Here is a 24,810-nt window from a genome sequence, read left to right on the forward strand (position 1 = left end):
GCCGGGTGCGCGGTCGTTCGCCCGCGCCCCGTGCAGGGGCGACCTCTGGGCCGAGGATCGAGTCTACCGAGCCGTGTCCAGCCCATTCCACCGGATGCCCGACGACGCCGGACGCACCGGCCCCTCCCCCGCACGAGCCCCGCGGGAGCCGAGGGTCAGAGGACGTTCATCGGGTCGGTCATCTGGCCGTCGAGCCACAGCTCGAGGTGCACGTGGCAGCCGGTGACCATGCCGGTCTGGCCGGTGGAGCCGATGGACTGGCCCTGCGAGACCGTCTGGCCGGGCGAGACGGCGAACGACGAGAGGTGGTTGTAGATCGACACCGTGGAGCGGCCGTCGATGATCCCGTGGTTGATGATCACCTGGTTGCCGCTCGTCCCGGTGGTGCCCGACGGGTTGGTCGCGGAGACCGTCCCGGAGGCGATCGCCCCCTGGGTGTTGCCGCAGGCGCTGCGGAAGTCGACACCCGGGTGGATCGACCAGGCCCCGGTGATCGGGTAGATCCGCGGCCCGTACGGCGAGGTGATGATGAGCGGCCGCGGGACGGGCGGGACGAAGGTCGCGCTCGGCGCCGGTGCGGGGTCGGGCGCGGGTGCGGGCTCAGGCTCGGGCGCGGGCGCCGGGGCGGGCGGGGGCGGCGCGGCCGGGGCGGCCTCCCGCTCGGCCTGCTCGCGTCGGAGCCGCTCGGCGCGCTCCTGGGCGGCCCGCTCCTGCTCGGCCTGCTCGCGGGCCTCCCGCTCGCGCTGCTCCCGCTCGAGACGCTCGCGCTCGAGGCGGCGGTTCTCCTCGTCGATCGCGGCGATCTGCTCCTGCGTGGAGAGGCTGGACAGGCCGATCGCGTTGATGTCGGAGTTGAGCTCCTCCTCGCGGTCCTCGAGGTCCGCGACGAGCTCCTCCTGCAGCGCCTCGAGGTCCTCGACCTCGGCGAGCGCCTCCTCCTGCCGGACGCGCAGCTCGTCCGCGGTCTCCACGGCCTCGACGGCCTCGTCGTTGAGGTCGTCGACCCGCTGGGTGAGGGTGTCCTGGCGCAGCCGCTGGTTGCGGTTGGTCGCGTTCTCCTCGGCCACCCGGTCGAGCAGCCCGGTCTGCGTGCGCACGGCGGTGCTCACCACCGAGTAGGAGCCGATGAAGTCGTCGGCCGAGGAGGACTCGGTGATGAGGGCGAGGGTCGAGGGCGCGGTGTCGCCGCGGTAGGTCGACCGAGCGAGCTCCCCGAGCGCGTCCTGGGTCTCCTCGGAGGCCTCCTCGCCCTCGGCGATCTCGTCCTCGAGGGCCGCGAGGTCGGCCTCGGCCACCCCGAGGCGCCCCTCGACCTGCTCCTGGTGCCGCTCGGCGGCCGCCAGGTCGTCCTCGGCGACCTGCAGCGCCTCCTGGGCCACCGGGATCTGCTCGCGCGTGAGCTGGAGGTCGACCAGCGAGCTCGCGAGGTCGGCGGAGACGCCCTCGAGGTCGTGCTCGAGCTCCTCGCGCCGCTCGGCGTTGTCCGCGAGCCGCTCGACGAGCTCCTCCCGGGTGGGTTCGTCGTCGTCGGCCACGGCTCCCGGCCCGACCAGGGTCGCGGCGAGCGCGAGGGTCGCCGCGAGAGCGGCCCGCTCGCGCAGACGGACGAGCCACGTGCGCGCGGGCGCGGGGTGGGAGGAGGACGTCGACATCAGTGACCTAGACCTTCGTGTAACGGGCGAGCGAGACGACCGAGGACACGCCTGCCACCAGGACGGCGGCGAGGACGAGAAGTGGGGCCACCCGCCACACGTCCGCGGTCGTCACGAAGGCGACCCAGGGTGCGGAGGGCGCGAGCCACCCTTCGACTCCGTACCGTACCGCCGCGAGCAGCCCCGCGACGGACAGGACGGACCCGAGCAGCGCGGCGATCGCGCCCTCGAGCATGAAGGGGGCCTGGATGACCCAGTTCGAGGCGCCGACGAGGCGCATGATGCCCGTCTCCCGCCTGCGCGAGAGCGCGGATAGCCGGATCGTCGTCGTGATGAGGAGGACGGCGGCGACGGCCATGACGCCGGCGAGCCCGAGCGCGACGGCGGTGGAGCGGTTGAGGATGACGAACAGGGGCTCGAGCTGCTCGCGCTGGTCGACGACCACGTCGACGCCGGCGCGGCCCTCGAGCTCGTCGGCGACGATCCGGAACTGCTCGGGGTCCTCGAGCCGGATCCGGTAGGAGACCTGCATCTGGTCCGCCGTGACCTGCCGGGACCAGGCGGAGTCCTCGAGCCGCTCCCGGAAGTTCTCGTAGGCCTCCTCCTTGGTCTCGAGGAAGACCTCCGCGACGTAAGGCTCGAGGTCGGAGGACTGAAGGAGGTTCCCGACGGCGTCGATCTCCTGCTCGGTCGCCTCCCCCGCCGCGCACGCCGGGTTCTCCGACGCCGTGGGGCACATGAAGACGGCGACCTCGACGCGGTCGTACCAGTCGTCCTTGAGCCGGTCGACCTGGGTCTGCAGGAGCAGGCCGGCGCCGACGAAGACGAGGGACACGAACGTCACGAGCACGACGGCGACGGTCATGGCGACGTTGCGGCGGATCCCCTGGGAGACCTGGCCGAGGATGAACCGGAGCCTCACCGCGCGACCTCCGCGGCCTCGTCGCGGCCGCCTGCCGCCCGGCGCGCGGCCGCGACCACGGCGAGGTAGGAGCCGCCGGCCTCGTCGCGCACCACGCGGCCGTCGACGAGCTCGACCACGCGGCGGCGTGCGCGGTCGACGAGGTCGTCGTCGTGCGTCGCCATGACCACCGTGGTCCCGGTGGAGTTGATGCGGGTGAGGAGCTCCATGATCCCCTCGGACGTGTCCGGGTCGAGGTTGCCCGTGGGCTCGTCCGCGAGGAGGACCTGGGGGCGGTTGACCATGGCGCGGGCGATCGTCACGCGCTGCTGCTCGCCGCCGGAGAGCTCGTGCGGGAGCCGCTTCTCCTTGCCGGTGAGCCCGACGAGCTCGAGGGTCTGCGGCACCACGGTGAGGATCTGGTGCCGCGGGCGGCCCGTGACCTGCATGGTGATGGCCACGTTGTCGAACACCGACTTGCCCGGCAGGAGCCGGTAGTCCTGGAAGACCATCCCGATCTGCCGGCGGTGGCGCGGCATGCGGAAGCGCGAGAGGCGCGCGAGGTCGTGGCCGAGCCCGAACACGGTGCCGGAGGTGGCGCGCTCCTCGCGCAGCACGAGCCGGAGGAAGGTCGACTTGCCGGATCCGGAGGCGCCGACGAGGAAGACGAACTCGCCCCGCTCGATCTCGAGGGTCACCTCGTCCAGCGCGGGCCTGGCGCCCCGCTTGTAGACCTTGGAGACGTTGTCGAATCGGATCACAGCAGCGGCGGCCAGTCTCGGGGGCGGGGAAGGTGGAACCTGGCCGGTTGGATGCTACGTCCCGGCACGCCGCCGGTCCCGGACGCCACGCCGCCCCGACACCGGACCGTTGCCGTCCTCGTCACGCGACCGTGACCGGCGGGGGCGGGTCAGTCCTCGGAGTCGCCCGAGCGGCGCCAGCGGATGCCGGCGTCGATGAACTCGTCGATCTCGCCGTCGAACACGCCGGACGGGTTGCCGGACTCGTGCTCGGTGCGCAGGTCCTTGACCATCTGGTACGGCTGGAGGACGTAGGAGCGCATCTGGTCGCCCCAGCTCGCCTTGACGTCCCCGGACAGGGCCTTCTTCTCGGCGGCCTCCTCCTCCTGGCGCTGGAGCAGCAGCCGGGACTGGAGCACGCGCAGGGCGGCCGCACGGTTCTGGATCTGGGACTTCTCGTTCTGCATCGACACGACGATGCCGGTGGGGATGTGCGTCATCCGTACGGCCGAGTCGGTCGTGTTGACGGACTGCCCGCCCGGGCCGGAGGACCGGAAGACGTCCACCTTGATCTCGGACTCGGGGATCTCCACGTGGTCGGTCTGCTCGATGAGCGGGATGACCTCGACGGCGGCGAAGGAGGTCTGGCGCCGCCCCTGGTTGTCGAACGGGGAGATCCGCACGAGCCGGTGGGTGCCGGCCTCGACGGAGAGCGTGCCGAAGGCGTACGGCGCGTTGACCTCGAAGGTCGCCGACTTCAGCCCCGCCTCCTCGGCGTAGGAGGTGTCCATCACCGACGTCGGGTAGCCGTGGCGCTCGGCCCAGCGCAGGTACATGCGCATGAGCATCTCGGCGAAGTCCGCGGCGTCGACGCCGCCGGCGCCGGCGCGGATCGTCACGACGGCGGCGCGCTGGTCGTACTCGCCCGAGAGCAGCGTGCGGACCTCGAGGTCGGCGAGGACCTTGCGGACGGCCGCGAGCTCGGACTGCACCTCGGCGTCGAGGTCGTCGTCCTCCTCCTCGGAGAGCTCGACGAGCGCCTCGAGGTCGTCGATCTTCTCCCCCACGCGCTCGAGCCGCTCGAGGTCGTGCTGCGCGTGCGAGAGCTTCGTCGTCACCACCTGGGCCGCCTCGGGGTCGTCCCACAGGTCCGGCGCGGCCGACTCCTCTGTGAGCTCGGCGATCCGCGCACGCAGGGCGTCCGGGTCGGTCACGGCCGAGATGGTCGCGTAGGTGCTGCGCAGGTCCGCGATCTCGGAGGAGAAGTCTGTAGCCACGAGGGCCGACTCTACTAGCCGCCCGCCCCGGGGTCCGAGGAGGGGCCGCTGCCCGCGTCCGCGGCGGGATCCTCGTCGAGGAGCGAGCCGTCGAACCACTCGGTGTCGCTGGTCGTCGTCACGGCGCAGAGGATCGTGCGGTCGCCGTCCGCGAAGGTCTCGGCCGTCGGCGGAAGCGCCACCACGTCGACCTCACCGACGTCAGCGAGCCCCGGAGGCGCCTCGGAGTCGACGATCCGGGAGCACGTCTCGGCCGACTGCCGCAGGATCGCGGTCTCGCCCGGCCAGGTGTCGCCCGCGAGGGTCGTCTCGCCGACGACCTGCACCTGGAAGGGCTCGTCGCACGGGACCACCACGGTCATCCCGGACCGGTCGGCGAGCGCCGCGGCCGTCAGACAGTCGCCGACCTCGAGGTCGCCGGAACTCCCGAGCCGCTCGGGCCTGCTCTCGGGGCGCAGCTCCATGCCGCCGCCGCGCCGGATGCCCGGCGGGGCGTACGGATCTCCCGGCGCCCGGGTGGGCTCGTCCTCGGTCCCGCCGTCGGCATCCGCATCGCTGTCCACACCGCTGTCGGCGTCGCTGTCCGCGCCGCCGAGCTCCGTCTCCTCCTCGGCATCCTCCTCCGACTCCTCCTCGGCCGGGGCGGGAGCCGCGCCGTCCGGCTCGGAGTCGGCGGCGCCGGGGGCCTCGGGGGCCGCCGGGGCCTCGGTGGCCTCGGGGGCCGCCGGCGCCTGCCCGAGGTTGCTCGAGAGGTCGTCGCCGCTGCCGAGGGAGGCGAAGGTCGTCCACCCCACGGCGGCCACGACGACGAAGGCGGCGGCGGCCGCGAGCAGGCGCGTCGTCCGGCGCCGCCGGCCCGGCGAGCCCGGACGGGCGCGGCTCGACGGCGGCGCCCCCGGAGGCGGGGTCTCCCGCCAGGCGTGCGCGCCGCCGGTGGCGGTCCGCGCCGGGGCGTCGTCGGACATGCGGGGCAGACCCACGGCCGCGCCCGCCCCGCCGCGCGCGTCGTCCGCGCGGGCCGCGCTCTCGCCGGGACCGTCGATCTCGACGGAGGTGGGCACCGCGCTGGGGCTGGCCTGGTCGGGACGCGCGCGCGAGGTGCGGGGCTGGAGCCCGTGGAAGACGGTGCGCGGGAGCGCTCGGCGCGCGGTCGGTCCGGTGTGGGTCGACTGCGGGTCCTCGTCCGGCGCCGCGGGGCGGTCGGAGAGGTCGGAGAGGCTGCGCAGCTCGTCCGCGGCGGACGGGGTGCGGGCGCCGCGCGGGGCCGGGCGCGCGGTCCCGGGCAGGGGCGCCGGGCGGGCGCCGGAGCCTCGACGCGCGGCGACGCCCGGCGGCGCCGACGGCGGGGAGTCCGCCGTGGGCGCGAACCGGGAACGGGCGGACGAGTCGCCCGGTGCGTCATCGGTGGCTGCGGCGGCCGACGCGCGATCGGCCTCCGGCCGGTGCGCGTCCTCGTCGCCTCCCGCGGGGGTCGTGCGGAGGGCCGGCCAGCCGGCGCCCGGCGGCAGGGGCACCTGGGCGCGCTCGACGGGCAGGTCGTCGTCGGGCGGGTTCTCGTCCGTCGAGCCGCCGTCCGCGACGGTGCCGACCGTCGCCGATCCGCCCCGGATCGGCTCGTCCGGCGCCGACGCGTGGGGGCTCGCCTCGTCCGGCGTCTGCGCGTCGCCCGGACGGCCCTCGCCGCGCGGGGCGGGATCGGGGTGCGCGTCGGCCCGGCCGGTCCGCGCGGGCGCGGTCCGACCGTCGCGGAGGCGCGCGGAGCCGGGAGTCACGGAGCGACGATAGATAACGCGGCGAACGATCGGCAGCGCGGGTGATGGGTTGCGCTCCCCATGCCTGCCGCCACCGCCGGCACGACGGGTGGCGCACTGCCGCCCGCGCGCGGCGCGCTCACGAGGTGAGGACGGCCGAACCGTCCTGGAAGTTGCCCTGGAGCGAGTCGGTCTCGTCGACGGTCCGGGCCACGCACAGCACCTCGCGGTCGCCGTTGTCCCAGGTCCTCTGGGACGGGGCGAGGGTCGACAGCTCGACGCGGGCGAGGTCGAGCGAGGGCTCCGGCAGGGCGTCCCACGCGACCCGGCACCCCTCCTGCGCCTCGGCGTGGATGCCGTCCACGCCCGGGAACTCCTCCCGGTCCGGGACGTCGAACACGTGGTAGAACTCCATGAAGTGGGGCTCCGCGCACGGCGTGAGGACGAGGTCGTTCGAGAGTGCGGTGTAGTCGGAGTAGAGGGCGCAGTTGCCGACGTCGATGTCGAACACGGTCGTCGCCCCCGACTCCTCGACCCCGGGCGGTGCGGTCGGTGCCGGCGGCTCGGTCGTCTGCGGGGGTTCCGTCGTCGTCGTCCCCCCGCCGGGGCCGGGTGCCGGGCCGGGCGAGGTGGTCTCGGTCGGGGTCCCCGCGGTGGACGTGAAGCTGCGGTGGACGAACAGCCCGACCACGACGAGCACGACGACGAGCACCGCCGCGATCGCGAGCACGACGTAGATGGCGCGGTTCCCGTCGTCGGGTCCGCCCCCGCCCCAGGGACCGCCGCCCGACCCCTGCGGCGACTGGTAGGCGCCGGCCGGCACGGCGGAGTAGGGCGCCGGGGCGGCACCGTACGGCTCGTTCGGCGTGGTCCCGTACGGCACGCCCTGCGTGGCGTCGCCGCCGGGCCACCCGCCCTGGGCGTAGCCGCCGCCCTGCGGGACCTGTCCGGTCCCCCAGCCGCCCGGCGCACCGCTGCCGGGACTCTGCGCGCTCCACTGGTTCACGCGCTCACCGTAGCCAGTCGGCCGCGCCACCCGTCCGACCGACCAGGGGTACCCCTGTCCGGGTGGTGGCGCCGCCCACTGACGCGAGCGCCGTGATCGGCGATGATGGGCCGATGACCCCCCAGCGCCGCACCTGGCAGCAGACCGCCGTGGAGGAGGCCATCGGGGCCGACTCCACGTTCGTCAGCGCCCAGGAGCTGCACCGCCGGATGCAGGGCTCCGAGCGTCAGGTCGGGCTCGCCACCGTGTACCGGGTCCTCAAGCGCCTCGTGTCGCTCGGGCAGGTCGACGCGCTGCAGACCACGGACGGCGAGACCCTGTACCGGGCGTGCGAGGTGGGGCACCACCACCACCTCGTGTGCGAGTCGTGCGGGGCGACGGTCGACGTCGAGCCGCCGGACGAGTCGTGGATGGACGAGGTCGCCCGGCAGCACGGCTTCGAGAAGGTGCGCCACGTGGTGGACATCTACGGCCGGTGCGCGCGCTGCCGGGAGCGCGCCGGCGACTGACGCCGCGGCCCGCGAGCGGGAGCTGAGCCCGTGGGCGGCGGTCGGCGCGTCGCACGCGCACCGCTCCCCTGCTCAGCCCTCGCAGACGAGCCCCTGCTCGAGCGCGGCGAGGTTCGACCGCATGACGTCGACGTAGTCGGCCTCCGGATCGGTCCGGCCCTCGATCGGGTCGAGGACGTCGGTGGCGACGTCGACCTCGCCGGAAAGCGCCTCGACGACGTCGGGGCCTGCGATCACCTCGAAGTACACGGTCTGCACCCCCTCGGCACGGACGGTTGCGCCGACCTCGCGGATGCGGGCGGGTGACGGTTCGATCTCCGGGTCGACCCCGGTGATCCCGACCTGGTCGAGCCCGTACCGGTCGGCGAGGTAGCCGAACGCCTCGTGGGAGGTCACCAGGGTGGCGCCGGCGCAGTCGGCCAGACCCTCGGCGTAGGCGTCGTCGAGCTCGGTCAGCTCGGCGACGAGGTCGGTGGCCCTGTCCTCGAAGTCCGCCGCGTGCTCGGGGTCGAGCTCGGCAAGCGTGGCCGCGACCTCCTCGACGAGCGGGACCACGAGCGTGGGGTCGAGCCAGAAGTGGGGGTCGCGGGCGAGGTCGTCGTCGGCGACCCCGGCGGCGTCCGCCGCGTCGAGCACGGCGGAAGGCGACGTCGCCCCGATGGCGTCGTCGGTGGCGGCCTGGAGTCCGGGGACGTAGGCGACGAGGTCGACCTGCTCGAGCTCGGCCACCTGGGCGGGCGAGAGCTCGAGGCTGTGCGGGTCGGCGCCGGGCGGGGTGAGGGACTCGACCGAGACCTGCTCCCCGCCCACGGTCTCGAGCACGAACTGCAGCGGGTAGAAGGCGGCCATCACCTCGATCGTGTCGCTGTCCGCGTCGGGGTCCGCGGAGCCGGTGCCGGAGCAGGCGGCGAGGAGAGTCGCGGCGGCGAGCGCCGCGGCGGCGGTCCGGCTCGTCCGGTGGTGGCGATGGTGCACGGAGGTCCTTCCAGGACGGCGCGGGGCCGGGTCGGTGAGACCCGGCCCCGCGCCGTGACGCATCAGTGGTCGTGGTCGTCGTGGTCGTGCTCGTGGTCGTGCTCGTCGCCCGACGCGGCCTCGTCATCGTGGTCGTGCCCGTCGCCCGACGCGGCCTCGTCGTCGTGGTCGTGCCCGTCCTCGCTGCCGCCGTACTCCGACGAGCCGGCCTCGACATTGCCGGAGATCCCGTTGACCTCGTTCGGCTCGACCTCGAGCTCGGTGGTGTTCCACACCTCGCCGGTGAGGATGTCGACGGCGTGGATCGAGCTCGTCGCGGGCTCGGTCACGTACGCGGTGCCGTCGTGCACCCAGAGCGCGGGCCGGGGCTCCTGCCACTCGACCGGCTCCTCCCAGGACTCGACCACGGGGTGCGACGCGGTGATCTCCCCGGTCTCGGGGTCGATCACGTGCAGGTTGCCGTCGGTGCCGAGCACGAGCGCCTCGCCGTCGTCGCCGCGGGCCAGCGAGCGGAAGCTGTAGCTCGACGGGAGGTCGACGAGGGTGAGCTCGTTCGTCGTCGTGTCGATGAGGGAGACGCGCTCGGGCCGCTCGAGCTCGGCGTCCGGGTCGGTCTTGTAGTCACCGAGCACGATCGGGGAGGCGTCGCTCCCGGCCTGGTTGCCGATGCGGCCGTAGTCGTCGGGGCTGTCGACGTGGGTGATCTCGCCGTCGGCGTAGACGAGCGCGCCGTCCTCGCAGCCGATGACGACGACCTCGTCCGCCGCCGTCGCCTCGCCGTGAACGCCGGGGCACTCGTCCGAGGCGGCGATCTCCTCGCCCGACTCGTCGAGGACGCGGATGCCGGTGCGGGCGTCCTCGGTGCCCTCGGAGATCACGAGGGAGCCGTCGGTCAGCTCGATCGCCACGCCGTGGTGGGGAGTGGGGGTCGTGTGGTCGCGCGTCTCGGCGTCGGGGTCGTCGACCGCGGAGGAGTCAAGGACGACGACCTGGCCGGTGGCGTCGTCGAAGAGGGCGGTGCGGCCCTCGTGGGGCACGACGTGACCGGGCATGTCGGCCTCGACCAGCGTCTCGGTCAGCGCCGGCGGCGCCGTGTAGTAGTGCGAGTGGTCGCCGTGCGGCTCGGCCCAGGCACCGGCGTCGAGCAGCTGGAAGCCGCCGGTGGTCGAGACGTAGAGGTGGCGGCCGTCGCCCGCGGGGTTGAGGCGGTTGAAGCCGGGCAGCTCGATGTCCTCGACCACCTCGAGGGTGGTGGCGTCGAGAACCTGGATCCCGCCGTCGTAGGTGAGGGCGATCCGGGGCGTCGCCGCGGCGGCCTCGGTGGCGGCCCCGGCCTCCTCCTCGCCGTGGTCGTGGCCGTCGTCGGCAGGGGTCTCGTCGTCGGAGGAGGTCTCCCCGTCCGTGGCGGCCGTGTCCCCGGAGGTGGATTCCTCTCCGGCCTGATCGGTGTCGGGCGCGTCGTCCTCCCCCGGCTCGGCGGCGCCGGAGCAGCCCGCGATCAGGGCGAGCGGGAGGACGGCGAGCGCGGTGAACGCGCGCAGGCGTCGGGGGGCGGTGGTGGTGTTCATGGGTGGTGGGGCACCGCGGTGGCGGGCCCGGCTCCTTCCGGACGGTGACGCTGACCGGGTGACACTAACACTACTGAGAATCATTATCGTTCTCTGTCCGGTGGTCGCTTCGGGCACCCACCGCGAAGCCCCGCCGGTACCGGACCGACCGCCCCGCGCGATCTCCGTGGGATCCGCCGCGCGACTACCCTCGAACGACCGCCCCGCTCCCCCGACGAAGGACCCATGCGCACCGATCGATCGCTCGTCCTCGGATCGTCCGACGAGTCCGTCCCCGGCACCGCCGACCAGCTGCGTGCCCTCGTGGCCACGCGCCGCGGCGAGCAGCTCGCCCAGGGGCTCGACCCGGAGGACCTGGCCGAGCAGCTGCGCGAGGCGCTCGACGGTTTCGCGGCGCTGCGGATGCACTACCAGGCGGGGATCGAGGAGGTCCGCACCAAGGTCGACATCCTGCGCCAGGAGTTCGAGCAGATCCACGACTACAGCCCGATCGAGCACGTGCGGACGCGCCTGAAGTCGACCGAGAGCCTGCTGACCAAGGCGCTGCGGACCTGCGACGAGCTCTCGCTGCCCGCGATCCGCCGGCAGATCCTCGACATCGCCGGGATCCGGATCACGTGCAGCTTCGTGTCCGACGTCTACTGGATCGCGCAGATGCTCGAGCGGCAGCCCGACCTCACGGTGCTCCAGGTCAAGGACTACATCGCGGAGCCGAAGGCGAACGGCTACCGGTCGCTCCACCTCATCGTCCAGGTGCCGGTGTTCCTGTCGACGCACACCGAGCACGTGCCCGTCGAGCTGCAGATCCGCACGATCGCCATGGACTTCTGGGCGAGCGTCGAGCACAAGCTGAAGTACAAGTACGACGCCGAGATCCCGGAGCACCTCCTCGGTGAGCTCGACGACGCCGCGCGCCTCGCCACCGAGCTCGACGAGCGGATGGGGCGCCTGCGCGAGGAGATCCGGCCGATGCCGGACGGGGCGGAGGACGAGGGGCGCGACGACGGGCGGGGCACCGGTCCGGTCGACGTCGACGGCGCTGTTGACGTCGACGGCGACGAGCACGGTGTCTCGAGCGAGGACGGTGGCGCGAGCAAGCCAGGTGGGGCGACCGCGTCGGGCGGCGCCGAGTCGCTCCGGTTCATCTGACGAGAGACGTGGCTGCCGTGACCGATCGGACCGCCGGGGCACTCCTTGCCACGCACGCCACCCGCCGCTCGATGGTGGCCGCGGTCGCGGCGCTGGCCCTCGGCGCCGGCCTCGGCGCGTGCGGGCCGAGGGAGGGCGGGGATCCGACGGGTGAGAACGGCACCGAGGAGTCGAGCACCGGGGATCCTGGAACGACCTCACCCTCCGACGGCCGCGAGGCCGCGCGCGCCGAGGAGCCGATCGTCGAGGCGATGGTGCGCGAGGTCGCGGCGGAGCTGGAGCCGGTGGACGCGGGCTCGGTCGCGGCCGCCGGCTGGGTGGACGGGGCGACCACGGCGTGCTCGGGGCGCTCCGGCGGTCCGGTGTCGTGGACCGGGCGGGGACAGATGGACGCGGCGGACCCGGAGGAGCAGGTTCTCGGGCTCGCCGACCGTCTCGGCGACGACTGGGAGCCGGTCGAGACGAACGCGACGACGGCGCGCACCTTCCAGGACGCCGACGACTACCTGCTCACGCTGGCCTGGAGCGTCGACCCCGACACCGTCACGGTGTCGGTCGAGTCGCCCTGCCACTGACCACGATGCCGCTGGTCGGACCGTCGCCGATCGCGGGGTCGCCGAGCCCGGGCACGTGGGGCGGGTCCGGGCTGTCCGGGTCGACCTCGGCGAGGATCCAGTCGAGCACCCGTGCCGTGAATCCCCAGATGTAGGTGCCCTCGAACCGGAACGCCCGGCCCGCGGGCCGGCCGCGGTACGAGACGGTGGTGCGGTTCTCCGGGTCGAGGAGGTGGCGTCGCGAGACCCAGTGGGCGGAGTGGATCTCGTCGTCGTGCGCGAAGCTCGGCACGTGCCCGTCGGGCCCGAGGCGAGCGAGCACGGGGGTGACGACGTTGCCGCTGGCCCACAGGTAGAGCGGCGGAAGCGTCCCGATCACCAGGGACCGGTCGACGAGCACCCCGGTCTCCTCGCCGCACTCGCGGATCGCCGCGTCCACCGGGGTCTCCCCCGGGTCGATCCCGCCGCCGGGGAACGCGAACTCGCCCGCGTGGTGGCGCAGGCGGGTGGAGCGGCGCACGAGAAGGTAGGCGAGGTCGTCGCCGACAGGCCTGGTGAGCACGACGACGGCGCTGGCGCGGGCGGTGCGGTGGTGCTCGTCCGTGGCGCGCGGCAGACCGATCCATCCCCAGGCGCGGTCGTCGGGCGTGCGCGGGAGCGGACCGACGTCGCGCAGCGCCTCGCTCGTCACGACTCTCCTTCCGATCGGTCCCGTCATCGTCACCCGGGACAGGCCCGCCGTCACCCGATTTCGACGTGGCCCGTCGGGTCCGGCTACCCGTTCTCGACGTCGATCGCGCGTGCGCGTCCGGTGACGGTGATCTCGACCGGGCCGACGACGCCGGAGACGAGCGCCGGCGCGAAGGGCGGGTCGATGACGGCGACGAGCGTGACGACGGCGGTCTCCCCGTCGACCGTGCCCGTTGGCTCGCCGAGCACGACGCTGCGCAGTCCGCCGGACGAGGTGGGATCGACCCTTTCGAGGTAGTCGGCCGCCTCGGCCCGGACGAGCTCGTCGGTGAGCATCGACTCCCGGTCCTCGCCGTAGAAGGCGGCCTCCGCGACGGCGTCGGCGGCCGCTGCGGCTGCGGCGTCCGCGACCCCGAGGGCCCGCTTGCGGTCGAGGTGGATCGCCGAGACGGAGGCGATGACGAGGATGAGCGCCACGAGCACGACGACGAAGCCGATGCCCATCACCATGATCCGGCCGGACTCTGGGTCCTCGGTCGCTTCCGGAGGCGGTCGCCCGGCACGGCTGCAGGCGCGGCTGCCGACGCGGCTGCCGACGCGGGGCGCGGTCATCCGGTCCCCCGGTGGTCCTCGACGAGAACGAGATGCCGGGCCTCGACCGACATCGAGGTCGGGATCCCGGCGATCGAGGTCGGCAGCAGTGGCAGTGCCACGACGGTCGTGACCTCGACGTCGATGCGGGCGCCCGGTGTGTGGCACGGGTCGGCCTCGCACGTGATCGCAAGAGCACCCGCGCCGTCGACGTCGAATCCCTGGTCGGCGAAGGCGAGCTCGACCGCGAACGCCGCCGGGCCCGCCGCCGAGGCCTCGTCGTCCGCCTGGGCGACGATCCGTCCGGCCTCCCGGGCGGCCCCCTCGGCCGCGTAGGAGGCGGCCTGGATCCGGCTGATCGCCACGACCAGGTAGATGAGCGGGAGCAGGAGCAGGAGTGCGACCCCGAGGTACTCGACGATCGCGCTGCCGGCCTCCGGGTTGCGATCGGGCGATGCCGCACGGCGACTCACGGCGCGACCTCGAGAGCGGCGTGGCCGACGACCTCGAGCCCGTCGCCCGGGCCGAACAGACCGACGACAGGCATCGGCGCCCGCACCGTCACCTGGACGAGCGAGACCCCGTCCGCCGTGACGACCTGCGCCGAGACATCGTCGGCGTACGAGTCGGCGAGGCCCGCACGGATGAGCTCCGCGGCGCGAGCGGCACCGTCGGCGGGGTCGGAGCCGAGGAGCGCGCCGTGCCGCGCCCCCTCCGAGGCGGAGTCGATGAGCGTGTTGCGGACGTGCAGCAGGAGCGCGAGCTGGAGGACGGCCGCGACCAGCAGGAGGAGGAGTGCCGAGACGAGGACGAAGTCGACGATCGCCGAGCCGGACTCGGCGTCGCGTCGGCCGGGTCGAGCTAGCTGCCGCCACCGAGGACGCGGTCGATCGCGGTCTGGAACAGCTCGCCGAGCTGCGTCTCCGCGATCGCCCAGATGATGATGACGAGACCGGCGGTCATCAGGGTCACCATCACCCACCCGGGGACGTCGCCCCGCTCCGGGTCGTCGTCCCGGAGTCGGTCGCCCAACCAGGTGAGCAGGAACAGGATCGGATGCATGGCGGTCGCCTCTCGGGGTGGTGGACGGGGTCGGGTCGACGGGATCGGTGGCGGTCACAGGCCCATCCGGAGTGCAGCGAGCCCGGGGAACAGGGCGAACATGACCGTGGTGGGGAGGATGAAGAAGACGACGGGCACCATCATGGCGACCTCCTTCTTGCCGGCAAGCTCCATGAGCTCGCGCCGGGTGGTCTCCCGCGCGTCCTGGGCCTGCGCGCGGAGCACCTCGGCGAGCGGCGTGCCGCGCTCGACCGCTCCGGCCACGGCGTCGGCGAACCTGCTGAGCGCGGGCGAGCCGGTGCGGCCGGCGAGGTTCTCGAGGGCGACGACCATGGGCGCACCGGCACGGGTCTCTGCGAGCGTGCGCCGCAGCTCGTCGGCCACCGCGCCGTGCGCGACCTTCTGGACGCGCTCGAGCGCAGGGACAAGCCCCTCGCCCGCACCGACCGAGAGAGCGATGAGCTCCGCGATGTCCGGGAGCTCGGCGGCCAGGCGCTCGCGACGCCTGGTGACCTGGGCGGTGAGATGGGTGTCGCGCATGACGGCGCCGCCCACACCGAAGATCACCACGCCGAGCAGCAGGAGGAGGGCCGGGGCATCACGCACCGCACCGACCGTGAGCGCCACGACGAGACCGGCCGCAAGCCCGATCGCCCCCCAGACCATCTGCTCGGTGCGGAACTGGGCCACCGTCGTCGTCGACCCCGCCTCCGCGAGGCGTCGTCGCACGGTCGTGGTCGTCGACCCCAGCTTCTCCAGCATCGGCACGACGTCGTCGATCACGGGGGCCACCAGCCGCTCGACGACGGCGAACGGCGAGCGCGCCGGCGTCTCGGCGAGCAGCCGCGAGGACGTCGGGCGCTCGACGAGGTAGGGCGCAAGGCGATCGGCGAGCCGCGGCCGACGGGCACCCAGCCGGGCCACGACGACCCACACGCCCACGGCGAGCAGGAGGCCGGCGAGTCCGCCGTAGGTGGCCGGGCTCATCGGAGCACCCGGGCCTCGGCGGGGAGCCGGCTGAGGCGGAGCATGAGCCAGTAGGCGAGCGCCGATGTACCGGCGCCGATACCGAGGACGACGGCGCCGGTGGTCGTCCCGTAGGCCGCGGCCGCCTCGGGTCGGCCGGCGAGGACGGCGAGCACGGCCCACGGGGCGGCGACGGCGAGCCGGGCGCCGTTGACGGTCCAGCTCTGCCGAGCCTCGAGCTCGCCGCGCGTGCGCTGGTCCTCACGCAGCATGTGGGCGAGCGCGCGCAGGAGACGGGTGAGGTCGGAGCCGCCGACCTCCCGGGTGAGCTTGAGCGCCTCGACGATCCGGTCGGCGACCGGGTCTGCCAGGCGGGCCTTGAGCCGGTCGAGGGAGACGACGAGGTTCCCGGTGGCGCGGTGGTCGGCGACGAACCGGCGGAACTCGGGCCGGACCGACTCGGGCCCGCGCTCGGCGAGCGTGCCGACCGCCTCGGGCAGCGACCGTCCGGCACGGACGGCGGACACGAGCCCGTCGATGACGTCGGGCCAGACCTCGCGCAGCCGGGTCGTCCGGGTGCGTGCGCGCGAGGTGACGACGAGCCACGGCACGACCGCCGCGATGAGGCCGAACGCGACCGCGACCGGGGCCGCTGCGGTGAGGGCGAGGACGACGACGAGGACCGCGAGCCCGAGCACCGTCGAGACCGCGAGGAACGAGGCCGGGCTCACCGACGGCGAGCCCGATCGCGTGAGTGCGTCCTGGATGTGGTCGGTCCACCGCGCGTCCCGCGACGTCCGCTCGGCCGGCTCGAAGAACGAGAACCAGACGAGGCACAGCCCCGCTCCCAGGAGGAGTCCTGCGACCACTCCCATGTCAGCCGCCCGCCCGCTGGTGCTTGGCGTCGCGCGGGGGTGCGTCGGCGCGCAACACGGCGCGCAACGCCCTGGCCCGATCGTCGGCCATCCCTGCCCCCTGGGTGTGGTCCTGGTGTCCGGAGACACATTCGTGAGCGTAGTTCGGCCCATCTCGCCGCGGGCCGTTTTCCACAACCCTGTTCGCGGACTGGACGAGAGAACCTGGCGAGCGCGCCGGACGCTGTGCTCAGGCGGCGGCCAGAAGGGCGGTGACGTCGAGCCCGGCCCGCTTGAACCTGGGGTCCTGCCCCATGTGGCCCTCGGCCCGGACGAGCCGTCCGTCCCGGCGCTCGAAGAGCCTCGACGTCTCGACGACCCCGCCCTCGACCCGGCCGGTGACGTGGACGATCTCGCGGACCGTGCGCCGCCCGTCGTGGTCGAGATCGAGGTGGACGACGAGGTCGACCGACGTCGCGACGGTCGGCACCGTGAAGTCCGACGTGACGTTCTCACCTGCGAGCAGCGGAAGCGTGCACAGCTTCGACACGGCCTCCCGGGCAGAGTTCGCATGCAGGGTGGCCGCACCGGGCAGGCCGGCGTTGAGCGCCACGAGCAGGTCGAACGCCTCGGCCTCCCGGACCTCGCCGACGATGATCCGGTCCGGTCGCATGCGCAGCGACTCCTTGACGAGCCGGCGCAGCGGGATCTCGCCCGTCCCCTCGAGGTTGGGTTGGCGGGTCTGCATGGCCACGACGTCGCGGCGCGCGAGGTTGAGCTCGAAGACCTCCTCGACCGTCACCACGCGCTGGGTCGCCGGGATCGAACCGCACAGCGCGGCGAGCATCGTCGTCTTCTCCACTTGGTGCGAATGACGCACCTATCGAGTGGAGGTGTCGAGATGGCGATGAGTGCGTTGGAGAGGCCGCGGACGGGCGAAGTTGCTGGTGTCGCGGAGCAAGTGCTGGTGTATCTGCGGATCAGCGAGGACCGGACGGGCGAGGAGGCCGGCGTGGAGCGGCAACGCGATGACTGCTTGGCGCTGTGCAGTCGCCTTGGCCTGGATGTGGCCGCCGGGGACGTGTTCATGGATAACGACACGTCGGCGTATCTGAACAAGAAGCGTCCCGAGTTCGAGAAGATGCTGGCCCGGGTGCGGCAGGATCCTTCGCGGGTCGTGGTGTGGCATGTGGATCGCCTCTACCGCCGTCCGCGCGAGTTGGAAGACCTGATCGACTTGGTGGAGTCGCACCCGATCCGCATCGAGGCGGTGATGGGTGGCGCTTTCGATCTCAACACGCACGAGGGCCGGTTGATGGCCCGCCAGCTCGTCGCGATGGCCGCGTACGAGTCCGGGCACAAGGCCGACCGGATCAGGCGCGCGAACCGGCAGAAGGCCGAGCGGGGCGACTGGCACGGCGCGGCGAAGTTCGGGTACGGCACCGGCGGGGTCCTGATCCCGGAACAAGCGGCGGTGATCCGTGAAATGGCCGACAGGTTCCTGGCCGGCCAGTCGCTGCGGTCGATCACCGCGTGGCTGAACGAGGAGTCAGGGTTCCCTTCCCCGCAGGCGCACACGGGCAAGACACTCGGGGTGTGGCACGCGACGACGGTGAAGTCAATCCTTGTGTCCGCGCGTATCTCGGGGCAGCGCGCCTATGAGCCGGCCCGCAAGTCTGGGGATGCTCCGGCGGGGCGGGAGATTCTGGGGCCGGGGAACTGGGAGGCGATCATCACCCCGGAGGAGACGACCCGTATCCGGGCGATGCTCTCCCACCCGGACCGCAGGGTCGGTGCCTCCTCGATCAACCTGCTGTCGGCGATCGCGACGTGCGGGAAGTGCGGCTCCGGGCTGGTGTCGGGCAAGAACCGCCGCGGCCCCTCGGATGCGAAGCGCCGCTACTACCGGTGCATGCCCGTCCCCGGCCACCCGGAACGCGGCGGCCTGTCGGTGACGGCGACCGGGTTGGAGACGGTGGTGTCTGAGGCGGTGATCGCCAGGCTCGCGGCGACGACCCTGCCCGCCGATGACGGCAAGACAGGCGGCGCGGTCGCGGAGGCGATGGGGCGGATCATGGCGGCACGGCACCGGATGGAAGACCTCGCCCGCGACTACGGCGCGGGACTGCTGGCCCGCAGCGAGTACCACGCGGGCCGTGTCGCAGCGCAGAACGCCGTAAGAGACGCCGAAACCACCCTCGGCACCCTGAACCGCGGCGACGCCCTCAAAGGGCTCCCCATCGGCGACGAGGCCGCTCTGCGGCACGCCTGGTACGAGGAATGGACGGTCTGTCAGAAGCGGGCGATCCTGAACGCGCTGATCGACACGCTCGTCGTCCTCCCGGACCCGAACTGCGGCTCCCGGTTCCGGCCCGAACGGGTCCAGCTCACCTTCAAAGCCTGACCCGCAGCCGCCCGCACAGGGGCGGGCGGGCATCATCCGGGGTGGGCAACGAGCGCGCGGAGCCGGTCGAGTGCCACCGGATCGGTGACCGCGAAGGACACCCCGGATGCCTCGCACGCCTGCCGCGTCCACTCCCGGACATCGAAGTCCCCGAGCAGCGCCTGCTTGTGCGGCGCTGCACCAGCCTCCGGCACAGTGTCCGGGCGGCGTTCGGGCCGTGGTGTGGTGGTCATGGCAGTTCTCCGGTGTCCGGGTTGAGGCCGGCGTAGAACTCGTCCTCGGCCTGACGGCGGGCGGCGACATCTTCTCCCGTGAACTCTGCGAAGTCCGTATCGCGGTTCGCGATGACGATGTCCTCGACGGACGGGGCGGGCTTCTCGCCGGGCCAAGCGGTCTGCCGGGTGGGACGGTCGCGGTCCAAGCGGGTACCTGACGCCGCGACCCACTCCCGCAGTCGTCCTCGGGCCTCAGCGAAGTCGCGGTGCCAGCCCAGCGGCGCGGACCCGTTCTCCTCCGGGTCATACGCGCACAGCCAGTGCAGATGCAACGCGCTCAGCTCCCACACCAACTCGGGGTGCCGGTGCCAGAACGGCGGGAGGACGCTGGCGGGAAGCCCGTAGGTGCGACGCAACCAGTTCACCCACTTGTTCAGCTCCCGCCACTCGACCTTGGCCTCGTCGGCGGTGAGCAGGTTCCAGTTGACCGGATGCGGCGGCTCCGGCAGCCCCTCGCCCTCGCCGCTCACGCCCGAATCCTCCTCGGCGTCCTCGGTTTCGGTGTCGATGTCGATGTCGGTGGGAGGCTCTGGGGCGGCGGCGTCGGGTGCGGGCGCGGCGGCGGTGTGCTCGGTCATCACATCCTCACAGTGCCGGGGCAGGCGTGGACGGGCGGGTGCTGCGCGGTGCGGTGAACTGCGCCGACAGGTCCCGGTGCCGGGCGGGCTGGTTGGTCGGGGCGTCGTGGACGGCGGCGGCCTGCTCGGTGGCGGTGGGGCGGCGTCCGACCTTCCACATCTCGAACTCCTGCCCGATGACCGTGGCTGGGTCGGTGCGGTCCCGGACCGGGCGGAACCGCCCCTCGGCGACGAACCCGGCCCCCTTGGACAGCAGCGCGGCGGCTTCCTCGGCGGCGTCACCATAGGCGACGATGGGGACGTACTCGGTGGGCAGCTTCGTGTAGGTGCCGTCCGGTTCGCGGCGGCCCTGCCGCTGACCGGCGCGGGCATAGAAGCGGAGCGTGCCGTCACGGGTCGGGTCCGTGGACGGCTCCGTGGCGACATACCCCGACAAGGACTGGTGAGTGCGAACAGCCATCAGAGTTCCTCCTGACATCAACGACCCCGCAAATCCGGAGCCTCCATGCCAGGCAGGTGCGCTCACCCGTCCCTACGGTTGCTGTTGCAGCAACGCCTCGACCTCTGACCGGTCCGCGCGCAGCCTGGCCGCGTCGGGCCGCTGGGTCCAGGTGCGGAGCCTGGTGACGATGGGCGGGGCGGATCGGAGTAGGACGAGGGCGGTGCCGAACGGGAGGGTGCGGATCGCGTCGGGTGGCATGATCGGCACCCGCCGGATGGAGCGTTGCGCGGTGCGGGAGCCGTGGTCGCCGACGGTGGTGGAGTCGGTCACCTCGTCCCGCTCGCCGATGAGGGTGGTGAGGTCGTGGAGGTCTTTCGAGTTCGATGCGCCGCCGAGGATGATCTTCACGATGCTGGCGTCCCAGATGGCGCCGGCGGCGTTCTCGGACCACTTCTCGCGAGCTTGGGCGAGGCTTTGGAGGACGGGCATGGTGGTGATCCCGGTGCCGCCGCCCTCGGCCATCAGGGTCGGCAGCGACGGCAGCGGGGCGAGGTTGCCGACCTCATCCAGCGCGAGCAGCAGCGGCGGGTCCAAGCGCGCGCCGGGGCTGGTCGCGGCGATCCGGCGTCCGGCCTCGACCACGTCTTCCACGAACGCCGCGACGAGTGCGGCGGAGTTGTTCGCCCCTGCGCCGGTCGCGAGGAGGTAGAGGGTGCCTTTGGCGCGGAGGAACGCTTCGGGGTCGAAGTCTTCCCCTTCCCGCGGGGATACGGCGTCGAGGACGCGGGGGTCTGCGAGGGCGGCGAGGGCGAGGGAGACGCCTTGCCAGATGGAGTCGCGGGTTCTCGGGTCGGAGTCGATCATCGCTTGCAAGCCCTCCGCCCACCCGACAGCGGCGTTCGGGTTCGCGGTCAGGATCGCCACCGCGTCCGCCGCCGCGGAGGGGTCCAGCGTCCACCGGAACAGCTCGCCCGGCGGACGGTGGTCGAGAGCGGCAGCGTGGAGGAGGGCTTGGAGGGCGGTGCGGGTTTTGCCTTCCCAGAATCCGCCGCCTTCGACACCGCCGGCGGACAGGCCGGTGCCTGCGGCGAGTCCGGTGGCGCGGATCATCGCGGTCAGCGGGTCCTCGCATCCGCGGATGGGTGACCAGCGCAGCCCGGCGGGGACGCCTTCGGCGAGGTGCTGAGGGTCGAACACCGCCACCGGCCCGCCAGTGCGTTGGCGGGCGCGGAGGGTCGCGGTGAGATTGTCCGGGCGGGTGCTGGTGGTCACCACCGCGCCCGGCGCGTCCAGCAGCATGTTGATAACCACCCCTGCGCCTTTCCCGGAACGCGGCGGCCCGAGGAGCAGGATCGAGTCCTCCACCGAGGCCCATACCCCATGCCCGCGGGACGCCCCGATCCGGTACCCCACGTCCGCGGGATGGGGCGCGTCCAGGGAGGGACGCATGTGCCCGGCACGGCGCAACAGCGCCTTCTCGGACGCAGCGCGTGCGACCTCGGTGCGGGTGGCGATCCCGGCGATCCGGTACGGGTCGGTCTTCACCTGCCGGCCGTGATCGCGCAGCAGTCGCCACACCCACCATCCGGCCGACCCGGTGGCAAGGATGAGGACGCTCGCGGTGATCCAGTACGCGACCGCGCCGAGCCCTGGGGCGTCGAGTGCGGTGGCCGGGTCGCCGGGGTTCAGCAGCACGCCCAAGCCGGCCTCGACACCGCCGGCAGGTTGGGTGGTGCCGGTGATCCAGGCGGCGACGGACCCGGCGCCGCGGAGGATGGCGGAGAGGATCGCGGCTGAGATGAGGATGCCGATGCCGAGGTTGCTGAGCTCGTCCCCGAGCGCCCCGGAAGGCCTGGGGGTGCTCATCCGGGGTGCCCGATCGTGAGGGTGCCGGAGACGCGGCCGAGCAGGATCACCTCGCGGGTCGGACTCGCGCCAGCCTGCTCGCCGGTGAGCAGGGCGCGCATGGTGCCGTCCGGGGCAGCATCGCCGTGCGCGATCACCACCGCTATGGCGACATCCTCACCGGGCACGAACCCCTCCCCGCGCAGGACGACCAGTTCCGGCATCACCCGCGGTGCGGGGCGATCCGAGGCGGGGTCGGGTGCGGGCCGGCGGCGGCTGCCGGGGGTGATGATGTCGGTGAACACGGTCCCGTCCGCCTCACGGACCTCGACCCGCACCGCCGAACGGTGCGCCTCGGTGAGCTGGTCGAGCACGCGGGCGAAGTCCTCCCGCCGCCACGCTGGCGCGAACGGCTCCGGCGCAACCTGCTCCCCGTCCACGGTGACCGTCATGGTCCCGGTAGGCGCAACGGTGATGACCACCTGCGGCAGCACGACCGGGACCGGCGGTGTCTCGCTCCCGCGGCCGGGGTCGGGGGTGGTGCGCTTGTAGCGGGGGCGGGCCATCATGCCTCACCATCCGTCGCTGGAACCGTCGGTGAGGGTGACTGTTCGTCAGCCTCACCGACCTTTCGCGGTTCTGTCTCCACGGCTACGAATTCTTCCGGCGTCCTCATGTGGGGTAGGTGCGCCGTGCCACCAGGCTGATGGGTTCGTGAGGCTGGGAAGATCGAGTGTCGATGCTTCGCGTCCTTAACAACGCGCAGACCCGCGCGTTCCAGGACACCGCGCGCCGCCTCGCCGCCCCGGCCATTCCTTCCCTTGGAGGAAAGCTGGCCTGAACCCGCAGTCCCTGCGCGCCGACCGCATCCTTGCGGAGAGCCACGCCACCGGCGGCGACGGCCGCCGCATCTGCGATCTGTTCGGCGTTGGCATCGAAACTGCGATGCGCTACACCGCCACCCTCGGCCGACCCGCGTTCTGCGACGAGATACCGGTCCGTCGTGCCCTCGGGCTCGACTCGCCGTGAAGACGGCTTCCGAATCTGGGGTGCTGTTGGCGTAGGCTGGCGGCGGCGCGTCGGGAAGTCTGGTCGACATCGACGCCGGCCTGTCGGGTCGGCGGTACTTCCAGAGGAGAACCATGACGTGCAAGACCGCTGTAGAACCGCATTGTCTTCGCTCCTCCTCCGGAGGATGGACGAAGCGCGTGGCAGCTCGGTGCCTCAGAGAGAACTGCGATGGCTGAGGCGCTGGTAGAGGGACGGTCAATGCGCGTTCTCCTGGCGACGGCCGGCAGTCGTGGTGATGTGGAGCCCTTCTTCTCGCTGGCGTCGGCGTTGCGTGAAGCCGGGCACGTTGTGCGGGTCGCCGCGCCCGAGGACCCGGACGCGGGGCGCGATGTTGACGTGGTGAGTCTCGGGGTGAGCTTCGCTGAACTCGGGCGGGCTGTTGCCGATATCGGCGGGATGCGGGCGTTTCGGGAGCACATCCGTCCGGCGATGCGCACGATGCTGGGGCGCGTGGTGGATGAGGCTGTCAACTGGCAGCCGGATGTGATTGTCGCCCACCCAAAGCTCCTCACGGTGCCCGTCGTGGCCGAGCATTTGGGAGTCCCGTATCTCACGGTTGAGCTGACCCCTGTGTTGACTCCGACGAGTGAGTTCCCTGCCGCCGGGGTTCTGAACCGCTCCTTCGGACCGGCGATCAACCGGCTCAGCTACCGGGCCGCCGCGGTGGGCGAGCGCATGTTCAGGGCGGACATCCGCGCGGCGCGGCAGCGCCTTGGCCTCTCCGGCACGCAGAACCTCGCTCCGCCTTCGGGGTCGCTGGTCGCGGTGAGCCCGACGCTCCTGCCGCGTCCGGCGGACTGGCCGGCCACGGCCCATCTCACGGGCGACTGGTCACGCCAGCCGTCGCCCGAGGGCAACCTGGATACGGCGGTACGGGACTTCGCCGCCGGTGAGGCCCCGTACCTGTATGCCGGGTTCGGGTCGATGCGGGGCGGGGACGCTGCGACACGCGCCGAAGCGATCGTCGACGGCGGACGGCGGGCAGGGCTGAGGGTTCTGCTGGCGACGGGCTGGGGTGGCTTGGAGCCTCCGCAGCGGTGTCTGGGGGGCGACGTGCTGGTCGTGTCGTCGGTACCGCATGACGTGGTGCTTCCTCGGGCGGCGGTCGCGATCCACCACGGTGGAGCCGGCACCGTCCACGCTGCCGCCCGCGCCGGCACACCCTCGGTTCTGGTCCCGTTTCTCGCGGACCAGCCGTTCTGGGCTCGGCTCCTGCACCGATCCGGGCTCACTGGTCCACCACTTGATCGAGATCGCCTCACCGCGGACCGGGTGCACGCGGCGATCGCCGATGCGGCCGATCGTCGACCAGCGGTCGACCGTGTCGCCGAGCGGATGCGCGCCGAGAACGGCCCAGCCACAGCCGCCGCCGTCATTGCCCGGATCACGGCTAGTACGGGTGGGTCGTGACGGGCGCCGTTCTGTTTCTGGGTGATTCGTTCCTCCCACCGCCCGTCGTCAAACCTTCGCGTTCGGAGCCGGCCCGAACGATCGTGTGGGTGAGCGATCTCCGCGACACGGCCGGCAGACGTGCCGCACGGGCGGCGTTGAAGACCGCAGCCCACGTGGCGTTCGATGCCTGCCGGGGCCGACCGGGCATCCGCCACCTGCTTCTGGCGTACCGGGCCGAGCCGGCCATGAGCCTGGCCTTGCAGCGTCTTGCGCGGGCGGTCGCGATACGGCTGCACACGAAGATCGAGCTACGGGTGGGACGTGATGTCGATGTCGTTCTTCTCGACATCTCTGATCTCGACGACCAGGAACTTCTGCGGGAACGTCTGGAGGAGATGTCGCGGCAACCGGCTGGGCTCGCCGGAGCGGCCGCTCTGGGCTGGAACGACATCCGCAACGAGAGCATTCGCAACGCGGCGAGCAGCGAGTACATCTGAGTGGCCGCCCAAGGTGCGGTGGACCACAGCACGGTAGGCTGGGTGTGGCGCGTCGGGAAGT

At 72.7% G+C, this 24,810-nt stretch carries 26 protein-coding genes and 1 pseudogene; 6 read left to right on the forward strand and 21 right to left on the reverse strand.

The genetic code is table 11. The features are described from left to right. Positions 1-155: 155 nt before the first annotated feature. The 6 genes from ACZLMO_RS10870 to ACZLMO_RS10895 form a co-directional block, all read right to left on the reverse strand. Positions 156-1,652: a peptidoglycan DD-metalloendopeptidase family protein gene (locus ACZLMO_RS10870; RefSeq protein WP_463653768.1), complete on the reverse strand. Its 1,497-nt coding sequence runs from the start codon at positions 1,650-1,652 to the stop codon at positions 156-158. A gap of 7 nt (positions 1,653-1,659) precedes the next feature. Then, entirely contained in the window at positions 1,660-2,574 is a 915-nt protein-coding gene (ftsX, locus tag ACZLMO_RS10875) for a permease-like cell division protein FtsX (RefSeq protein WP_425715504.1), read from the reverse strand. Next, entirely contained in the window at positions 2,571-3,314 is a 744-nt protein-coding gene (gene ftsE, locus ACZLMO_RS10880) for a cell division ATP-binding protein FtsE (RefSeq protein ID WP_425715503.1), read from the reverse strand. The genes ftsX and ftsE overlap by 4 nt, the downstream gene beginning before the upstream one ends. Positions 3,315-3,463: 149 nt before the next feature. After that, complete coding sequence (gene prfB / locus ACZLMO_RS10885; RefSeq protein WP_463653769.1) at positions 3,464-4,570, reverse strand: peptide chain release factor 2; 1,107 nt, start codon at positions 4,568-4,570, stop codon at positions 3,464-3,466. A 14-nt stretch (positions 4,571-4,584) separates the two neighbouring features. Then, complete coding sequence (locus ACZLMO_RS10890) at positions 4,585-6,342, reverse strand: septum formation family protein (RefSeq protein WP_463653770.1); 1,758 nt, start codon at positions 6,340-6,342, stop codon at positions 4,585-4,587. Between the two features lie 118 nt (positions 6,343-6,460). Beyond that, positions 6,461-7,327 carry a septum formation family protein gene (locus ACZLMO_RS10895; RefSeq protein ID WP_463653771.1) on the reverse strand — a complete coding sequence of 289 codons (867 nt, stop codon included), beginning with the start codon at positions 7,325-7,327 and terminating at the stop codon, positions 6,461-6,463. 113 nt (positions 7,328-7,440) lie between these two features. Between ACZLMO_RS10895 and ACZLMO_RS10900 the strand changes: the two genes are divergently transcribed. Then, positions 7,441-7,836, forward strand: coding sequence for a Fur family transcriptional regulator (locus ACZLMO_RS10900; RefSeq protein WP_463653772.1), 396 nt, complete (start codon positions 7,441-7,443; stop codon positions 7,834-7,836). A gap of 72 nt (positions 7,837-7,908) precedes the next feature. On the opposite strand, the gene ACZLMO_RS10905 is transcribed toward ACZLMO_RS10900, so the two are convergent. Together ACZLMO_RS10905 and aztD are read right to left on the reverse strand one after the other, a co-directional pair. Next, the gene (locus tag ACZLMO_RS10905) at positions 7,909-8,811 is read right to left on the reverse strand and encodes a metal ABC transporter substrate-binding protein (RefSeq protein ID WP_463653773.1); all 903 of its coding nucleotides are present in this window, start codon (positions 8,809-8,811) and stop codon (positions 7,909-7,911) included. Between the two features lie 62 nt (positions 8,812-8,873). Then, complete coding sequence (gene aztD / locus ACZLMO_RS10910) at positions 8,874-10,379, reverse strand: zinc metallochaperone AztD (protein ID WP_463653774.1); 1,506 nt, start codon at positions 10,377-10,379, stop codon at positions 8,874-8,876. A gap of 225 nt (positions 10,380-10,604) precedes the next feature. On the opposite strand from aztD, the gene ACZLMO_RS10915 reads away from it, so the two are divergent. Both ACZLMO_RS10915 and ACZLMO_RS10920 read left to right on the forward strand, forming a co-directional pair. Further along, a complete protein-coding gene (locus tag ACZLMO_RS10915; RefSeq protein ID WP_463653775.1) occupies positions 10,605-11,528 on the forward strand; it encodes a GTP pyrophosphokinase in 924 nt (307 codons plus the stop codon). Positions 11,529-11,545: 17 nt separating this feature from the next. Then, positions 11,546-12,103, forward strand: a complete 558-nt coding sequence (locus ACZLMO_RS10920) for a hypothetical protein (protein WP_463653776.1) — start codon at positions 11,546-11,548, stop codon at positions 12,101-12,103. Here the strand turns inward: ACZLMO_RS10920 and ACZLMO_RS10925 are convergent. The 8 genes and pseudogenes from ACZLMO_RS10925 to ACZLMO_RS10960 form a co-directional block, all read right to left on the reverse strand. Next, complete coding sequence (locus tag ACZLMO_RS10925; protein ID WP_463653777.1) at positions 12,072-12,773, reverse strand: NUDIX hydrolase; 702 nt, start codon at positions 12,771-12,773, stop codon at positions 12,072-12,074. The two genes, ACZLMO_RS10920 and ACZLMO_RS10925, sit on opposite strands and share 32 nt — an antisense overlap. An 83-nt stretch (positions 12,774-12,856) precedes the next feature. Next, the gene (locus ACZLMO_RS10930) at positions 12,857-13,384 is read right to left on the reverse strand and encodes a pilus assembly protein TadG-related protein (protein WP_463653778.1); all 528 of its coding nucleotides are present in this window, start codon (positions 13,382-13,384) and stop codon (positions 12,857-12,859) included. Next, positions 13,381-13,836: a pilus assembly protein gene (locus ACZLMO_RS10935; protein WP_463653779.1), complete on the reverse strand. Its 456-nt coding sequence runs from the start codon at positions 13,834-13,836 to the stop codon at positions 13,381-13,383. The genes ACZLMO_RS10930 and ACZLMO_RS10935 overlap by 4 nt, the downstream gene beginning before the upstream one ends. Beyond that, on the reverse strand, positions 13,833-14,300 hold the full coding sequence (locus ACZLMO_RS10940; protein WP_463653818.1) for a TadE/TadG family type IV pilus assembly protein: 468 nt from the start codon (positions 14,298-14,300) through the stop codon (positions 13,833-13,835). The genes ACZLMO_RS10935 and ACZLMO_RS10940 overlap by 4 nt, the downstream gene beginning before the upstream one ends. Beyond that, positions 14,225-14,425: a hypothetical protein gene (locus ACZLMO_RS10945; protein WP_425715490.1), complete on the reverse strand. Its 201-nt coding sequence runs from the start codon at positions 14,423-14,425 to the stop codon at positions 14,225-14,227. The genes ACZLMO_RS10940 and ACZLMO_RS10945 overlap by 76 nt, the downstream gene beginning before the upstream one ends. A gap of 54 nt (positions 14,426-14,479) precedes the next feature. Beyond that, entirely contained in the window at positions 14,480-15,412 is a 933-nt protein-coding gene (locus ACZLMO_RS10950) for a type II secretion system F family protein (protein WP_425715489.1), read from the reverse strand. Then, complete coding sequence (locus ACZLMO_RS10955) at positions 15,409-16,266, reverse strand: type II secretion system F family protein (RefSeq protein WP_463653780.1); 858 nt, start codon at positions 16,264-16,266, stop codon at positions 15,409-15,411. The genes ACZLMO_RS10950 and ACZLMO_RS10955 overlap by 4 nt, the downstream gene beginning before the upstream one ends. A gap of 229 nt (positions 16,267-16,495) precedes the next feature. After that, positions 16,496-17,110: pseudogene (locus tag ACZLMO_RS10960) on the reverse strand (ATPase, T2SS/T4P/T4SS family); the annotation flags it as partial. Between the two features lie 36 nt (positions 17,111-17,146). On the opposite strand from ACZLMO_RS10960, the gene ACZLMO_RS10965 reads away from it, so the two are divergent. Continuing rightward, positions 17,147-18,649, forward strand: coding sequence for a recombinase family protein (locus ACZLMO_RS10965; protein WP_463653781.1), 1,503 nt, complete (start codon positions 17,147-17,149; stop codon positions 18,647-18,649). A 32-nt stretch (positions 18,650-18,681) separates the two neighbouring features. Here ACZLMO_RS10965 and ACZLMO_RS10970 read toward each other — a convergent pair whose 3' ends face one another. The 5 genes from ACZLMO_RS10970 to ACZLMO_RS10990 all read right to left on the reverse strand — a co-directional run bounded on the left by ACZLMO_RS10970 (position 18,682) and on the right by ACZLMO_RS10990 (position 22,358). After that, entirely contained in the window at positions 18,682-18,882 is a 201-nt protein-coding gene (locus ACZLMO_RS10970; RefSeq protein WP_157544355.1) for a hypothetical protein, read from the reverse strand. Continuing rightward, entirely contained in the window at positions 18,879-19,502 is a 624-nt protein-coding gene (locus tag ACZLMO_RS10975) for a hypothetical protein (protein WP_197426459.1), read from the reverse strand. The genes ACZLMO_RS10970 and ACZLMO_RS10975 overlap by 4 nt, the downstream gene beginning before the upstream one ends. 7 nt (positions 19,503-19,509) lie before the next feature. Further along, positions 19,510-19,962 (reverse strand): single-stranded DNA-binding protein, encoded by a 453-nt coding sequence (locus tag ACZLMO_RS10980; RefSeq protein WP_157544357.1) that lies wholly within the window; start codon positions 19,960-19,962, stop codon positions 19,510-19,512. Positions 19,963-20,034: 72 nt separating this feature from the next. Beyond that, positions 20,035-21,810, reverse strand: a complete 1,776-nt coding sequence (locus tag ACZLMO_RS10985) for a type IV secretory system conjugative DNA transfer family protein (protein WP_175985603.1) — start codon at positions 21,808-21,810, stop codon at positions 20,035-20,037. After that, on the reverse strand, positions 21,807-22,358 hold the full coding sequence (locus ACZLMO_RS10990) for a hypothetical protein (protein ID WP_231729488.1): 552 nt from the start codon (positions 22,356-22,358) through the stop codon (positions 21,807-21,809). The genes ACZLMO_RS10985 and ACZLMO_RS10990 overlap by 4 nt, the downstream gene beginning before the upstream one ends. A 700-nt stretch (positions 22,359-23,058) precedes the next feature. Between ACZLMO_RS10990 and ACZLMO_RS10995 the strand changes: the two genes are divergently transcribed. Next, positions 23,059-24,270, forward strand: a complete 1,212-nt coding sequence (locus ACZLMO_RS10995) for a glycosyltransferase (RefSeq protein ID WP_082758510.1) — start codon at positions 23,059-23,061, stop codon at positions 24,268-24,270. Between the two features lie 89 nt (positions 24,271-24,359). Next, positions 24,360-24,749 carry a hypothetical protein gene (locus tag ACZLMO_RS11000; protein WP_062764846.1) on the forward strand — a complete coding sequence of 130 codons (390 nt, stop codon included), beginning with the start codon at positions 24,360-24,362 and terminating at the stop codon, positions 24,747-24,749. The last annotated feature ends 61 nt before the right edge of the window (positions 24,750-24,810 follow it).

It is taken from the genome of Georgenia sp. G2120 (genome assembly GCF_055326485.1).